Source organism: Microbispora sp. H10830 (assembly GCF_014161375.1).
Taxonomy (GTDB): Bacteria; Actinomycetota; Actinomycetes; order Streptosporangiales; family Streptosporangiaceae; genus Microbispora; species Microbispora catharanthi.
In genome coordinates this window covers 227,179-241,953 of sequence record NZ_JABBWX010000002.1, presented here as the reverse complement: position 1 = coordinate 241,953, position 14,775 = coordinate 227,179, and the positions used below count along the sequence as shown (strand labels likewise).

The window sequence follows — 14,775 nt, the reverse complement described above, 5'->3', positions numbered from 1 at the left end:
CCCGGGGTCCACATGGCATGGCGCGTCAGGGGTCACGCCGGCCGGGGCCGCGCGGCGCGGGCCAGGGCGACCGCGCTCGCCGCGCCGGCCGCCGCGGCCAGCGCCAGCCACCAGGCGGTCGTGCCCATCGCCTCCGGCCGCGGCGGGTCGGCCAGGGCGAGGAACACCGCGCCGAAGACCGCCACACCGCTGAGCTGGCCGAACTGCATGGTCGTCGTGAGCAGGCCGCTCGCGTCGGCGGCACGGGCGGGCGGCACGTGGACCAGGGCGTGCGTGAGCAGGCTGGTCGAGACGCCCAGCCCCGCGCCGTACACCACCAGCGCGGCCCACATCACCGGGGCGCCGGTCGCCGAGACGGCCAGGCCCGCCGTGCCGAGGACGCTGAGCGCCAGCCCGGCCGGTGGCAGCAGGTGGTGGATCCGCCCGGGAAGCTTGCGCCAGTAGAAGCTGCCCAGCCCGAACGCCCCCGCCATGGGCAGGAACGTGAGCCCGGCACGCAGCGGGCTCTCCCCGAGGACGCCCTGCAGGTGCACGGCGAAGGTGAACAGGAACCCGCCGTAGGCCACCATCAGCGCCATCAGCGTCGTCAGGCCCGACGGCATGCCGGTCGCGCGCAGCACGTCCAGGTTCAGCAGCGGGTCGCCGCCCCGTGCCGCCGTACGGCGCTGCGTCACGACGAACACGGCGGCGAGCGCGACCCCCGCGGCGATCGACGCGTACGTCCAGGCGGGCCAGCCGGCCTCCCGGCCCAGCACGAGCGGGAGCACGACCAGCAGCGTGGCGGGCAGCGCGAGCGCGAGGCCCCGCAGGTCGAGCCGGCGCGAGCCGCGCGGCCGGTCCAACGGCGGGTCCGACGGCGGGTCCGACGGCACCAGCCGGGGCACCGCGAGCGTCAGCAGGACGCCCACGGGGACGTTCACGAGGAACACCGGCCGCCAGCCGGTGCCGGCCACGTCGGCGCCGACCAGCACCCCGCCCAGCGCCAGCCCGACGACCGAACCGGCCGAGAGCACCGCGGTGTACGCGCTCAGTGCGGTGGCCCTCGCCCCGCCGGTGAACCGGGTCTGGATCACGCTCATGATCTGCGGGACCATGACCGCCGCCGCGGCCCCCTGGACGAACCTGAAGGCGATCAGCGTCCCGACGTCGGGCGCGAGCCCGCACAGCAGTGAGCCCGCGGTGAAGCCGGAGACCCCGATCACGTACATGCGGCGTCTGCCGTACAGCTCGCCGAGCCGGGCGCCGGTGATCAGCAGGGTCGCGTACGCGATGATGTAGCCGCCGACGACCAGTTGCAGGGCGGCCCCGGACGCCCCCAGGTCGGCGCCGATCCTGGGAATCGCCACGTTGACGATGTAGAGGTCCAGCAGCCCCATGAACTGGCCGGCGAGCAGCACCGCCAGCATCGGCCAGGGCCGTACGGCACGGGCCGGGGCGGCGGGGCGGACGGTATGGCTGATCGTCACTCTTTGTCCTTCCGCAGTGGGTCCGCCGGTACATACCGGCGCTGGGCGGAGAACTCATCGATGAGTTCCGCCGAGCGCGGCGGTAGATACGGGTGACGGCGACGCGACGCGGGAGAGCACATGTGGAGTGACGAGGAGTTCGAGCGGATCACCGGGCCCTACCGGCGTGAGCTGATGACGCACTGCTACCGGATGCTCGGCTCGGTGCACGACGCGGAGGACCTGCTGCAGGAGGTCATGCTGCGCGCGTGGCGGGCGTCCGGCGACTACGACGAGCGGCGGGCCTCCCCGCGCACCTGGCTCCACCGCATCGCGACGAACGCCTGCCTCACGGCACTCGAACAGCGCGGGCGCAGGGCCCTGCCGTCCGACCTCACCGGCCCCGGCGACGACCCGGACGCGGGACCGCGACGGCGGCTGCCGGAGGTGACCTGGCTGGAGCCCGTCCCCGACGCGCTGGTGGACCCCGCCGCGGTCGTCGCGTCGCGGGGCGGGATCCGGCTGGCGTTCGTCGCGGCCCTGCAGCACCTGCCGCCGCGGCAGCGGGCGGTGCTCATCCTGCGCGAGGTGCTGACCTGGCGGGCGAGCGAGGTCGCCGACCTGCTGGAGACCTCGGTCGCCGCGGTCAACAGCGCCCTGCAGCGCGCCCGTGCCCAGCTCGCCCGGGTGGCTCCCGCCGAGGACGACCTGGCCGAGCCGGACGACCCGGCCTGCCGCGACCTGCTCGACCGGTACGTCGCGGCGTTCGAGAAGGCCGACGTCGAGGCCCTGGAGCGGCTGCTGCGTGAGGACGCCGTCCTGGAGATGCCGCCTTACCTGTCGTGGTTCTCCGGGCGGGAGGCGTTCGGCCGCTTCATCCGCTGGGTCTGCGCCACCCGGGGCCCCTGGCGGATGGTCCCCACGCGCGCCAACGGGCAGCCGGCGCTCGCGGCCTACCTGGACGGCGGCGACGGCGTCTTCCGGGCGCACTCGCTCCAGGTGCTCACGATCGCCGAGAACGGCATCGCGCGGAACGTCGTGTTCGGCGACCCCGCCCTGTTCGCCGTCTTCGCCCTGCCGTCCACGGCCTAGCCGTGCTCTGGTGCTGTGACCGGAAACGATCACCGCGTGTAGTCCGTCGCGCCGATTGGATGTGCCGTACAGGTCCGCTCGCTGCTGCGCTCGCCGTAGGAGGCGCCGCACAAGCTGTCGGCCTCGGCCGATCAACGCCTCGGCCATGGTCTTCACCGTGATCGCAACAGATCCGGGTCACCGACCTCGATCTGCTTCGCCAGCCAGGCGCCAGGGTCCACACTGTCGTTCACGGCCATCGCTTTGGTTCTCCTTCGATCTTGACTTGCAATCACGAAGGATCACGCGATGGCCGTCCTCATTTCACGACCCAGTGTCAGCGCGGCGGGAGCGGCGATCCACCGCCCCCGCCGCGTTAACGGGTCAGCGGCGGTTGAGGTTCTGCATCCACTCCCGCAGCTCGCGCGCCTGCCGCGCGAGCTCGGAACGCGCCGCAGCGTCGCCGGAGGCCTCGTCGTTCGCCAGGTCGACGATCGAGTTCAGCGCCGGGATGGCGGTGGTGTAGTTGGTTGCCAGGTAGCTGTCCCGCGCGATGTCCAGGGCGGCATCGGCGGCGTCCGCGGCGGCCGCGGTCAGCAGCCCGGCCGCTCGGTCGGCCTCGATCAGCAAGCTGGTCTCACGGTAGGACGAGCAGTTGGCGCCCTTGCGGTCGGCGGTCGTCTCGATCCCGCCGAGGATGATCCGCATGAACGAGTCGTCGTAGTACTGCGTCCGGAAGTGGCCGAGGATGTTCGAGAACGCCTTGCCACCGCCCCAGTTCTGGCACCACGCGATCGGGTGGTCTCCGTTCATCAGCCGCAGCGGGTTGGTGGCCGCGTTGCCGCTGTTGAGGCTGCGCTGGTAGCTGTTTTCGTTGAGGCTCAGCAGCGTGTGCACGTCGGCCCGCATGTTGCGGTCGAAGTTGTAGAGCTCGTCGACCGTCATCCACCGGTCAGGGAGATGGGCGGTCGCCGGGTGCGTGTTGTCCTCGGTCACCACCTCGGTGTGGATGCAGCTGCCGCACTGGCCGAACCCGTTCTGGCCGTTCGGATGGTTGGTGAAGAACCCACCGACGAGGTCGCCGTACCACGGCCAGGTGCCGATCTCGAACGAGTCGGCGGCGCCGTGGATGCCGACATAGCCGCCGCCCTGGTGCATGTAGGCCTCGAAGTTCGGCTGCTCGGTGGTCGGATTGAGCGGGCCCGGGTGCCCGACGTTGGACTCGAAGACGATCGTGTCGTACTGCTTGAGCGTGTCGAGGCTCAGGAACGGGCTCGTGGGCAGCGTGACGGTCGGGAGTTGCGGGTCGTAGACGTCGACGTTGAAGTTGTTCGCGATGCCGAGCTTCTGGATCGCGGCCACGGTGTGCGGGATGTGGTCGTGCCGGAAGCCCGTCGTCCTGGAGAAGACCAGGACGTTGTAGTCGGCGTCCGGGTTGTGCGGGAGCGGGGCGAGCACCGGGTCCGGGATGAACTTCGGGCCCTCCGCGGGCTCAGACTCGAGGCCCGTCGCGGGCTCCGGCGCGAGCCGGCCGTTGAGCTGGTCGATCAGGTAACGCGCATCGCCCACGAGTGTGCTGCGGGCCGAGCCGGGCGCGAGCCGGTCGCCGGCGATCGAGACGAACTCGTTCAGGACCTGGCTCGCGCGCTTGGCCGAACCGGCGTCGGCGAGCGCCTTCGCCTGGTCGAGCTTGGCTTGGAGCGCCGCGCCGACCTCCGCCGGGACGCTGCCGGCGGTCACGAACCGGGTGATCAGCGTACCGACGTCCGCGAACGATGTCGTCACGATGAACGTCTGCGTGTACTTCGCGCTGTTGGAAGCAGCGTCAGAGAGATGCACCGCGAGCGTGTGCACGCCGAGCGACAGGTCGGAGGTCTGCACCGGCAGCGGCGGGACCAGCTTGCCGTCGAGGTACATGTTCAGCACAGCCACTCCGCCCGAGCCGGGGGCGGGGTCCGTGCGCGTCGGGATAAGTGTGGCGACATGACCGACGTGACCGTCGGTGATCGCCGGGTACGATGCAGCCGGCGCGCGCGTGTCGATCCGGACCGAGATCGAGCGGAACGCCGCGACGTTTCCGGCCGTGTCGACCGCGCGGTACCGGACGTTGGTGTTGCCCTCCTGCGTGATCACCGCCGACGCCGTGGCCGACGCCGGCGCCCCCTCGACGGGCACGTCGATGTAGGCGGCGCCGCCGTTGAGCGAGTACTGGAACTTGGCGATGCCGACGTCGTCGGTCGCCGACATGTTCAGCGTCACCGGGCCGCGGTACCAGTTGTTCTGGCCGGTCGGCGCAGAGGGCGACAGCGTCGCCACGTTGATCGTCGGCGGTGTCGTTTCCTCTGCCCACGACGGTGCCGCGGGGATGAGTGCGGCCGCCGTCAGGAAGGCGGCCACTGCCGATGTGCGAAATCTTCTCCGCATGAGTGTCTTCTCTTTCTTGCCGCTATACGGGCGGGTTCACTAGGTGCCGATGCCCGTGCCGACGAACTCGGGTTCGTCGGCACGGGCGGGTTCGCTAGGTGCCGATGCCGGTGCCGACGAACTCGGCCCAGTTGAGGTTGAACAGGTTGCCGCCCGTGGCGCCACCCGTGACCGAGCGGAACACCAGGAACAGCTCATGCGTCCCGGACATCGAGACCGGGAACGTCTGGCTTGTCCAGGTTCCCGTCCCGCCGGTGGACACGAGGTTGGCCGTCGTCAGGATCGGCCCGGTGATCGAGTCCTGACGGACCTCGATTGCCGCCAGCGGCGACCCAGGCGTGCGGCCGCTCGCCGCGTCCGCCACGCGGAACGTGATCGAATCGATGTTGGTCAGGTTGAATGGGCCGTTGAGCTGGAGCCAGTCGCCCGAGCCCAGGCTGCCGCGGTGCACGCCGGTGCCGCCGTCGGTGTTGGTCGCCGTGTTGGTGCCGGACTGGTTGACGACGAACTCCACCTCCTGGTGCTTCTGGCGGATCTGGTGCTGGCCGGTCGTGGTCAACGGTGGGACGCCGCCCGGACCGCCGTGGTCGGTGTAGCGCGCCTGGACCACGCCGGAGACGGTGCCGCCGTGTGAGACGTCGTCGGCCTCCGTGTGGAGCACGCCCGAGCAGCCGTTGACGGACTCCTCGGCGTGGCCGTGCGAGTCGTGGCCGAGCACGAACGTCACCTGCACCTCGGAGCAATTCACCGTCCCGTCCTCGGGGTCGGTGACCGTGACCGAGAACGGGATGTCGTCGCCGAACGCGAACGTCCCGCCCTCCACCGGCGTATTGACGACCACCGTCGGGCTCGTGTTGCCCACGGTGATCAGGGTGCTGGTCGAGGTCTTCTTGCCGGACGAGTCGAGCACGGTCAGCACGGCCGTGTAGCGGCCGGACTGCGTGTAGGTGTGAGTCGGGTTCGGGTCGGTCTCGATCGCCGAGCCGTCGCCGAAGTTCCACTCGTAGCGGATCGAGTCGCCGGGATCCTCATCCAGCGAGCCGGCGCTGGAGAAGTTCACGGTCAGCGGCGTTGAGCCGTCGGTGCGATCCGTGGTGAGCACGGCCTTCGGCGCGCGCTTGCCCTTGACGTACTCCCACTTGTACATGCCCGCGTCAGGGCTGATGACGTTGAACCCGTTGCCGTAGGTCAGCAGGTAGAACGCGCCGTCAGAACCGAACTGCAAGTCCATCGGGTTGTCGCACTCGAACCGGAACCTGCCTGCCCCGGCGTTCGCACGGCTGCCGCAATCCAGGAAGTTGTTGATCTTCTGGATGTGGTTGTTCTGCTTGTCGAGCTTGACCTCGCGCAGCGTGTCCTGCGTCCACTCGCTGATGATTACCGAGTCGTCGTAGTACGGCGGGAACTTGTTAGGGTTCGGGTTCTCCGGGTCGTAGTGGTACTTCGTGACCCCGTGCGGACCGACGCCGCCGGTGTAGAGCTCGGGGAACAGCCGCGGGCATTCGGTCGTCGAGCCGGGCGCGATCGGGCCCGGGGTCGGCGCGTAGTAGGCCTCGCACGGGGTGCCGAGCGGCGCGTTCGGGTTGTTGTCGCGGTAGGAGTACCAGATGTCCGGGTCGGTGACCGGCGGGACGTCCCTCAGGCCCGGCTCGACCGTCGGACCGCCCTCAATGTTCCACAGCGAGTCGTTGCGCTGCGTCGGCCCGTCGCAGTCGAACTTCTGAGGCGGGTTGTTCAGCGGCGTGCCCGGGGTGGTGGTGCCGGGCGCGAACTCGTGGAAGTTCCACTGGTAGTGCGCGAGGTCGCGCTTGTAGCACGTCGGCCAGCCGTAGTTGGACGGCTTGCGCACGATCTCGTAGCGGCCGGTGCCCGCCGGGCCGTGCGAGCGCTGCGGTGTCTGGGCGTCGGGCGAGTAGTCGCCGATGTAGGCCACGTCGTTCTCGTCGACCTGGATCCGGAACGGGTTGCGGAAGCCCATCGCGTAGACCTCCGGCCGCGTCTTTTCCTGCGGCGCGCCCGCGACCAGCGGGAACAGGTTGCCCGACGGGATCGAGTAGGCGCCCGTGCCGGAGCCGAAGTCGGCCTTGTTGGCGTCGGCGGCGGAGATGTCGCCACCCTTGACCTTGATCCGCAGGATCTTGCCGCGCAGGTCGTTGGTGTTCAGCGCGCTGCGGCGCGAGTCACCGGTGAGCCGCTGATACCAGCCGCCCGCCTGCGCCGTGTTGGTGGCGATCGCCGGCGTGGCGGTGCCGGTCAGGCCGGCGCCGTCGGCGGTGATCTGCGGCTGATCGGACTGCTGCTTGCCGCGGCGGAAGAACACGTTGACGTTCGACGTGTTGACCGGGCCGCCGCTGGTCTGGATCTCATCCGCCTCGATGTTCGAGAGCGCCTCGAGCGCCGCGTCGATCGCATTGCGATCCGCGTTCCACGCGATCGGCTCCGTCGTCTGGCCCTCGAAGGTCAGCGTGAACGTACCGCCCGTCGCGTCGGTGACGCGCACGGTCTGCTGCTCGTCGGTCTTCTGCGAGTTGTACGGCCCGTAGCCGCCGCCGTTGATGCCGCCAGCGGGCGTGTCATCGCCGGTGACCATCCAGAGGTTGCCGTGCTTGTCGAAGTCGATGTCGCCCCCGACGTGGCAGCACTCCTGGCGGTTGACCGGCACGCGCATGATCTGCTGCTCGGAGCCCATGTCGAGGTGCGCCGGCGTGCTGTCGGTGGCGTCGACGAACTTGAAGCGGCTGAGCTGGAAATAGCCCACGTACGGATCCCACGCGGTCTTGGACGCCGCCACGTTCGGCGGGGTGGTGTTCGGCGTGATCTGGGTGACGACCGATCCGTCGCTCAGCTTGACGTCGGTGACCTCCTTCGGCGAGTAGTAGAGGTAGACCCATTTGTTGGTCGCGAAGTTGGCGTCGACCGCCGGGCCATAGAGCCCGTCCTCGCCCGCGGAGTAGATCTGCTGCGTCATCGGCAGGCTCGGATCGGCGAAGTTGGCGACGACCGTGGTGACGCCCGTGGTCGAGTCGTGCATGCGCAGCGAGCCGAGGCGGTCCGTCTGCAGAACGCGGCCGTCCGGCAGCTGGTCGAAGCCGATCGGCTCCTGCAGGTTCGGCGGCGAGCCGATCTTCGTCTGCTGGTAGTTGGCCAGCACGGTCGCGCCGCAATCGCTGTAGACCGGGTCGGCCTGGCCCGCGGCCCAGCCGATCGCGCCCTTGAGGTGCTTGGTGAGGCCGGCGTCGAAGCTCGCGGCCGTGTTGCCCAGGCCGGTGTAGAACGAGCGGCCGCCCTGGAAGTCCTTGCACCACGAGACCGGGTGATCGGCGCCCATCGTGCCCCCGGCGATCCCGTCGAGGTCGGCGCCCTGCGGCTGCGGCCCGAACGGGTCCTCGACGACGGTGTCGAGGACGTGTGACACACCGCGGACGTTCTTCGTGAAGTTGTACCAGTTGTCGGTCCGCGACCAGATCTGCGGCAGATCCTTGGTCGCGTCGTGGACGCGGTCGGCGACCTTCACGTCACCCGATTGCACGTCGGTCCTGCCGGACGCACGCGTCCCCAGGAGGTCAGTCAGGAACGACCAGGACTCGTCGGTCTCGACCGCCGAGCCGACGCCGACGAAGCCGCCGCCGTCGCGGAAGTAGCTCTCGAAGTTCGCGCGTTGCGCGTCCGTGAGCGGGCTCGCGTGACCCGTGTCCAAGAACACGACCGCGCGGTACTGCTCCAGCTTCTTCTTCGTGAACTGGTCGCCCACGTCAGCGGGCCCGGGCGCCACGACCGTGAAATCACCGGTTCTGGCCGCATCCCGGATCGCGGCCAGGCCGGCCGACGACACCGCGTCCTGGGTGCTGCGCACCACGAGTACCTTGAAGCCGGCGTCTGGTGGTGCGGCCTTGGCGGCAGACGCGGACGGCTGCAGCAGCGCCGGTGCAGCGACGAAAGCGGGCTCAGCCGCCGTGGGGGCCTCGGCGCTCACCGGCGTCGCGAGGAGCGTGATGAAAGGGGCGACGAGGGCTAAGGCCGTCGTGGTCGCGGTGCGACGTCTCGGGCGTCGTCCGTTTTCTGGCAGGGCTGCGTCGAGCAGCCTGGCCCACGTTCGATGACGTGGTGACATGGGAACCCTTTCCTGACCGGGGGGACGTCAGGCAAGGCGCGCGCCGCCGCGCTTGTTGCCGCTTGTTGGCGTTGGTTGCGGATACGGAGGGTTGCTGGAGAGGTGCCGCCTCCAGGTCTGTGGGGACCGTCAGTAGGCTGTCGGCCGGGGTAGTGAATCCATGATCGTTGTCGGGTCGTCGATGATCCGGTTGACCACCATGCTCGCGGCGCCGCGGGAAGCGGCGCCGAAGCCGAGCGTGGAGGCGACGAATCGGCACTGGGCGGCGGGGGCGGCCACCACGAGCCGCTGCAGCTGATCCTGCGCGTGGGGCAGCAGCCACTCGGCCAGTGAGGCGAAGTAGCCCCCGATGACGATCACTCGCGGGTTGAACAGGTTGGCCACGGTCGAGCCGCCGAGCCCGAGCCATTGGCCGACCTGCGCCACCGCCTGCATCATGCGCCGGTCGCCGGCGCCTGCGCCGTCGTCGCCCAGGCTCCGGATCCGGTCGTACCGGGTCCGGAGCCGTGCAGCATCAGCACCGCGGGCCCCGTGCCGCTCTCCAGGACGTGGACGGGGGATCCGTCGACCGTGACGGTCCGAAGTGCCGTCACCGGGACAGGCCAGGTGTGCTCATGCCGAGGCGGAGTCGATGGACTTCGAGAAGACCTCCATCATCACCCTGCCGAACTGCGGCATGTCGGGCCAGCCGCGGCAGGAGACGAGGTTTCCGTCCACGACGTCGGGAGCGTCGATGACCGTCGCGCCCGCGTTCTCCATGTCACCGGTGATGGGAGGGAAGCACGCCGTCTTCCGGCCCTTCAGCAGCCCGTACACCGCCGGCACCTGCGCGCCGTGGCACACCAGCGCGATCGGGAGGTTGCGCGCGAAGAAGTGCTCGGTGATGCGCCTGACGTCGGCGTCGACCCGGATCCACTCGGGGGCACGTCCCCCGGGGATGATGAGGGCGTCGTAGCGCTCGACGTCGACCTCGGCCCAGGGCACGTCGACCGGCAGCTTCCGGCCGTTCTTCTCCACGTAGGCGTCGGAGTTCGGGTCGAACTCGTGGATGACCAGCTGAACGTCACGCATCGTCCGTGACGAGACGTCGACGTCCCAGCCGCCCTCCTGCACGCGATAGTAGGGATACATGGTGTCGAGCTCCTCGGCGGCGTCGCCGGTAAGGAGCAGCGCTCTGGGCACCTGCTTCTCCTCGCATCTGGAGCGGGTGAGGTGGATCCAATCCGATCCGATCCGGTTGCGTCAGCATTCCTCGGCCCGGCCCGCCCGTCAAGCCTTTACGCCATTCCGTCCGCGCCCTTGACTTCGTCGAACAATCGCCGGAACCGCTCGCCGGACAGCAGGATGTGTCGGCGCATGGCGTAGGCGGGCGTCTTCGCGAACCTGTTGACATCGGTCGCAACGCTGCTGCATGCTGACGATCACTCGGATCGTATAGGAAAGGTGACGGATGCTAGCCGTCCTGCACCATCGCGGAACCGCCCGCCAGCGCCCTACTTCGACCACCTAAAGCTCCCCTGAGCATGCTCGACGTCCTGCTCGGTTCGCCACCGGGCCACACAAGGACCGAAGGACTTCTCGACTGACTGAAGACCCAGTACGTCGCGGCGTACTCGTGACGCCGGTCTCCGGGGCGGCGCCGGCCTCGTTGATCGCCCCTGCCGGCGCAACCGCCGTCGGTCTAGACCTAGTGTTCGAATGCCGCCTGCAGGGCGTCGACCCGACGCCACGCCTCTACCAGCGGAAACTCTTACACCACTCCCGTGGACGTAACCCGATTATCGGCCGGGAGGCATTACGTGCTCTGCCGGCCCGGCATGGGGTCACCTTCCAGCGCACCAAGACCTGGAAGGACTCCCCTGACCCCGACGTCGACGCCAAGCTGGACCGCATCGAGTGCGCCCTCACCCAGCGCCCGGAGCGGACCTTCGCCTTCGATGAGTTCGGCCCGTCGGGCATCCGCCCTGCCCACGGGATCACCTACTTCCACGGCTGCTACTCCGTCGGCGACGACCTGCTGTGGGGCATGGTCCGGCGCCGCAAGGGCATCGACCACACCTGGGCCGCGCTGCGCTCCATCCGGGCCGCCCGCCCCGACGGCGGACCCATCCACGTCATCTTGGACAACCTGTCGGCGCACAAGAACCGGCGCATTCTGGCCTGGGCCTGATCGTTTCCGGTCACAGCACTAGCCGTGCTCTAGCCGAGGAAGGCCGCGACCTCGCGGACGAAGGCGTCGGGGGCGTTCTCGTGCACCAGGTGCCCGGCCGGGATCGTGACGTGCGCGGCGCCGGGGATGCGGCGGGCCATCTCGGCGACCCGGTCCTGGGGGATGTGGCTGTCCGGCCCGCCGCCGATCACGAGCGTGCGCGCGGTGATCCGGCCCAGCCGTTCCAGCCAGGCCGGGTCGGGGTGGTCGATCTGCGGCCTGACCGCCTCCACCATGGCCCAGTCGAACGACAGCGGTCCCTCCGGCCGTACGAGCGGGGGCGGGTCGCGCGGCACCGGGAGCGGCACGTCCTCCAGGACCAGCGTCCGCACCCGGCCCGGCCGCTCGGCGGCGAGCAGGTAGGCCACGACGCCGCCCATCGAATGCCCGATCACGTCCACCGCGTCGAGCGACAGCGCGTCGAGGAAGGCGAGGACGTCGTCGCGCATGAGTTCCAGGCCGTAGTCCCCCGGCCAGTCGCTGGCACCGTGGCCGCGCAGGTCCAGGGCGTACGCGTGCCGGTCGGCGGCCAGCGCCCCCGCCACGCCGTCCCAGCCGGCCATGCCCTCGCCCAGGCCGTGCAGCAGGATCAGCGGCGCGGCGGCGTCCGGGCCGTACGTCCGGTACGCGATCCCGACGCCGTTGGCCTGAACCACCACATGATCCGTCACATTGCGACGATATAACCCCGATAAACCCCTATGGGAGCAACAGGCACACCAAGTACCATGACGCCGGAAAACGGGATCACCGTTGATCACGGATACGGCCGATCCCGCATGCCGGGTGGCCGGAGGCTGCTCGTACCGCGGGAGGTCAGGTGTCCGCACTGCGGCGTGGACTGTGGGCGCCGGTCGCCCTCTCCTATGCCACCTTCATCCTCGTCGGCCTGAGCGCCGGCGTGGGCGGGGTGCTGCTGCCCGCGCAGATCGACGACTACGGCCTCGACAAGGCCACGATCGGCACGCAGTTCTTCACCTTCTCCGCCGGGTTCATGCTGGCCGGATCGACCGCCGGCCTGCTGATCCACCGCTTCGGGATCCGGGCCTCGCTCATCGTCGGCGGCGGCACGTTCGTGCTGGCCGGCCTCTACTCGTCCATGCGCCCGCCGTTCCTGGCCTTCGTGGCGGTCCAGATCCTGGCCGGATATGGCACCGGCATCCTCGAATCGGTGCTGAACGCCTACCTCACCGACCTGCCCGGGGCGACGACGCTGCTCAACCGCCTGCACGCGTTCTTCGGCGTCGGCGCACTGCTCGGGCCGCTGCTGGCCACCTGGATCCTGACCTTTCTGCCCTGGACGGCCGTGTGGCTGGTCCTGGCCCTGGTGTGCCTGCCGCTGCTGGTCGGCTTCCACCTGACCCTGCCCGCCCGCGAGGCGCCGCCGCCCGCGTCGGCCGAGGAGCAGGCGGAGCGTCCGGGCCTGCTGGCCACCGCGTCGCGGCAGCCCGCCGTCCTGCTGGGCGCGGTGTTCCTGGCCGTGTACGTCGGCCTGGAGATCAGCGTGGGCAACTGGGGGTTCACCTTCCTGGTGGACGAGCACGGGCAGGGGAGCCTGCTGGCGGGATACACCGTCTCCGGCTACTGGCTCGGGCTCGCCCTCGGGCGCTTCCTGATCAGCCCGGCGGCCACCAGGCTCGGCATGACCGCGACCGGGATGACCTTCGTCTGCCTGGCCGGCATCACCGTCAGCTCGGTTCTGGCGTGGATCGCGCCGGGCGGCGTGGTGGCCAGCGTGAGCTTCGTGCTGCTCGGCTTCTGGCTCGGGCCGATCTTCCCCACGACGATGGCCGTCGCGCCGCGGCTCACCGTGACCCGGCTGGTGCCCACGGCGATCGGGCTGCTGAACGGGGTGTCGGTGGTCGGCGGGGCGGTGTTCCCGTGGCTGGCCGGGGCGATCGCGCAGGGCGTCGGGGTCTGGACGCTGCCGCCCTTCGCCGTGGCGCTCGCCCTGCTGCAACTGCTCTTCTGGTGGCTCGTGGTGGGCCGCATGAACCCGGCCCCCCGCACCGCTTCCTAGCGGCGGCGGGATCTGGTCAGCTCGAACGCGGCGACCGTGGCGAGGCCGTACCCGAGGTGTGGGACCAGGTCGGACATCCAGCCGCCGACGCCCCACTCACGCGGGTCGGTCAGCCCGAGCGCGGTCATCGGCGCGTTGCCGGCGACCGCCGCGGCCACGCCCACCCCGGTCGCCGCGGCCGGGAGGCTGACCCTCCGCCGTAGGGCGTGGCGGAACAGGCCGTAGGCCAGGCCCACACCGACGCCGGTGAGGATGCCGAGCATCGGCCCGAGCCCCTGCTCCCGGTTGCTGCGGGCGTCCTCCTCCCCGAGACGGACGTGGAGCCGCTCGCTGACCGCGCCGGCCGCCTGCTCCGGCAGCGAGCTCGCCGGCCGGCCGCGCACCGCCATGTCCAGATAGCTGATCGTGTTGAGCACGGTCGTCCCGGCCGCTCCCGCGACCGCTCCCGCCGCCATGTCGCGATAAATCCCCATAGCGGTCGCTTAACCGGGCCGGGCCCGGCTCAAACGACGCGCGCCCGCACGAGAATCAAGGGGAGATATAGGGTCGTCCAGGTGACGGTAAACGACACTCCGGGGGACGGAATGGACCGAGAGCTCACCCTGATGGCCGTGCACGCGCACCCCGACGACGAGGTGATCGGCACCGGCGGGATCCTGGCGAAGTACACCGCCGAAGGGATCCGTACGGTCCTGGTGACGTGCACCAACGGCGAGCAGGGGGACGGCCCCGGCGGGGTGAAGCCGGGCGAGCCCGGCCACGACGACGCCGCGGTCGCCGAGCGGCGGCTGGCCGAGTTGCGCGAGTCGGTCGCCCACCTCGGCATCGATCACGTGGAACTGCTGGGCTACCGCGACTCCGGCATGGACGGCTGGGACGGCAACGGCCACGCCGACGCGTTCGCGAACGTGCCGGTCGAGACGGCCGCCGCCAGGCTCGCCGAGCTGATGGAGCGCTACCGCCCGCAGGTGATCGTCACCTACGACGAGAACGGCAACTACGGGCACCCCGACCACATCCAGGCCCACCGCATCGCGGTCGCGGCGGCCGAGAAGACCGGCATTCCGGACAAGTTCTACTACACCGCCGTGCCGCGTGAGGCCATCCGGCAGATGTTCGAGTTCATGCGGGCGAACGGCATGGCCCCCGACTTCGAGCTGCCCGACGACTTCGGCACGCCCGACGAGCTCATCAGCAGCGTCGTGGACGTCTCGCCGTACGTGGAGAACAAGCTGAAGGCCCTGCAGGCCCACGCGAGCCAGGGCGAGAACATCCCCTTCCTGAGGATGCCGCCGGAGGCCCAGCACCAGGCCTTCTCGCGCGAGTACTTCATCCGGACGACGTCCCGGGTCGCCGCTCCCGACCAGGAAGACGACCTGTTCGCCGGCCTGCGCTGACGCCCGCCCCGAGCGACAACCGGTGAACCGCCGCGCCCCCGCCGTCAGGTGTCAGGGGCGCGGCCTGGCCCGGGTCGAGGTGGCCGTTTCCCGGTGAA

The 14,775-nt window shown here is 70.1% G+C and carries 11 protein-coding genes and 2 pseudogenes; 4 read left to right on the top strand and 9 right to left on the bottom strand.

Features of this window, described 5'->3' with window-relative positions:
• Nucleotides 1-32: 32 nt before the first annotated feature.
• Nucleotides 33-1,466 (bottom strand): MFS transporter, encoded by a 1,434-nt coding sequence (locus HHX35_RS05870; protein WP_182897896.1) that lies wholly within the window; start codon nt 1,464-1,466, stop codon nt 33-35.
• A gap of 120 nt (nt 1,467-1,586) precedes the next feature.
• On the opposite strand from HHX35_RS05870, the gene HHX35_RS05865 reads away from it, so the two are divergent.
• The gene (locus HHX35_RS05865) at nt 1,587-2,537 is read left to right on the top strand and encodes a sigma-70 family RNA polymerase sigma factor (protein WP_182897895.1); all 951 of its coding nucleotides are present in this window, start codon (nt 1,587-1,589) and stop codon (nt 2,535-2,537) included.
• A gap of 71 nt (nt 2,538-2,608) precedes the next feature.
• On the opposite strand, the pseudogene HHX35_RS45065 reads toward HHX35_RS05865, so the two are convergent.
• The 6 genes and pseudogenes from HHX35_RS45065 to HHX35_RS05840 all read right to left on the bottom strand — a co-directional run.
• Nucleotides 2,609-2,776 (bottom strand): annotated as a pseudogene (locus HHX35_RS45065) (IS256 family transposase); the annotation flags it as partial.
• 124 nt (nt 2,777-2,900) lie between these two features.
• The gene (locus HHX35_RS05860) at nt 2,901-4,940 is read right to left on the bottom strand and encodes a ThuA domain-containing protein (RefSeq protein WP_182897894.1); all 2,040 of its coding nucleotides are present in this window, start codon (nt 4,938-4,940) and stop codon (nt 2,901-2,903) included.
• Nucleotides 4,941-5,034: 94 nt separating this feature from the next.
• Nucleotides 5,035-8,793 carry a ThuA domain-containing protein gene (locus tag HHX35_RS05855; protein WP_182897893.1) on the bottom strand — a complete coding sequence of 1,253 codons (3,759 nt, stop codon included), beginning with the start codon at nt 8,791-8,793 and terminating at the stop codon, nt 5,035-5,037.
• A gap of 387 nt (nt 8,794-9,180) precedes the next feature.
• A complete protein-coding gene (locus HHX35_RS05850; protein ID WP_041952813.1) occupies nt 9,181-9,489 on the bottom strand; it encodes an ROK family protein in 309 nt (102 codons plus the stop codon).
• Nucleotides 9,486-9,644: a hypothetical protein gene (locus HHX35_RS05845; RefSeq protein WP_220505085.1), complete on the bottom strand. Its 159-nt coding sequence runs from the start codon at nt 9,642-9,644 to the stop codon at nt 9,486-9,488. Before HHX35_RS05845 ends, HHX35_RS05850 begins: the two co-directional genes overlap by 4 nt.
• Before the next feature lie 19 nt (nt 9,645-9,663).
• Nucleotides 9,664-10,233 carry a DJ-1/PfpI family protein gene (locus tag HHX35_RS05840; protein WP_182897892.1) on the bottom strand — a complete coding sequence of 190 codons (570 nt, stop codon included), beginning with the start codon at nt 10,231-10,233 and terminating at the stop codon, nt 9,664-9,666.
• A 538-nt stretch (nt 10,234-10,771) separates the two neighbouring features.
• Here HHX35_RS05840 and HHX35_RS05835 point away from each other — a divergent pair.
• A pseudogene (locus HHX35_RS05835) lies at nt 10,772-11,218 on the top strand (IS630 family transposase); the annotation flags it as partial.
• Nucleotides 11,219-11,250: 32 nt separating this feature from the next.
• Here the strand turns inward: HHX35_RS05835 and HHX35_RS05830 are convergent.
• The gene (locus HHX35_RS05830) at nt 11,251-11,931 is read right to left on the bottom strand and encodes an alpha/beta fold hydrolase (RefSeq protein ID WP_220505084.1); all 681 of its coding nucleotides are present in this window, start codon (nt 11,929-11,931) and stop codon (nt 11,251-11,253) included.
• 149 nt (nt 11,932-12,080) lie between these two features.
• Between HHX35_RS05830 and HHX35_RS05825 the strand changes: the two genes are divergently transcribed.
• Nucleotides 12,081-13,280, top strand: coding sequence for a sugar MFS transporter (locus HHX35_RS05825; RefSeq protein ID WP_220505083.1), 1,200 nt, complete (start codon nt 12,081-12,083; stop codon nt 13,278-13,280).
• Here HHX35_RS05825 and HHX35_RS05820 read toward each other — a convergent pair.
• Nucleotides 13,277-13,753: a hypothetical protein gene (locus tag HHX35_RS05820; RefSeq protein ID WP_182897891.1), complete on the bottom strand. Its 477-nt coding sequence runs from the start codon at nt 13,751-13,753 to the stop codon at nt 13,277-13,279. The two genes, HHX35_RS05825 and HHX35_RS05820, sit on opposite strands and share 4 nt — an antisense overlap.
• An 81-nt stretch (nt 13,754-13,834) precedes the next feature.
• Here HHX35_RS05820 and HHX35_RS05815 point away from each other — a divergent pair, with 81 nt between their 5' ends.
• Nucleotides 13,835-14,677: a PIG-L family deacetylase gene (locus tag HHX35_RS05815; protein ID WP_310738910.1), complete on the top strand. Its 843-nt coding sequence runs from the start codon at nt 13,835-13,837 to the stop codon at nt 14,675-14,677.
• The last annotated feature ends 98 nt before the right edge of the window (nt 14,678-14,775 follow it).

Coding starts and splice junctions, on each gene's coding strand:
- HHX35_RS05865 (WP_182897895.1), top strand. CDS start 1,587: ATGTGGAGTGACGAGGAGTTCGAGCGGATCACCGGGCCCTACCGGCGT.
- HHX35_RS05860 (WP_182897894.1), bottom strand. CDS start 4,940: ATGCGGAGAAGATTTCGCACATCGGCAGTGGCCGCCTTCCTGACGGCG.
- HHX35_RS05850 (WP_041952813.1), bottom strand. CDS start 9,489: ATGATGCAGGCGGTGGCGCAGGTCGGCCAATGGCTCGGGCTCGGCGGC.
- HHX35_RS05820 (WP_182897891.1), bottom strand. CDS start 13,753: ATGGGGATTTATCGCGACATGGCGGCGGGAGCGGTCGCGGGAGCGGCC.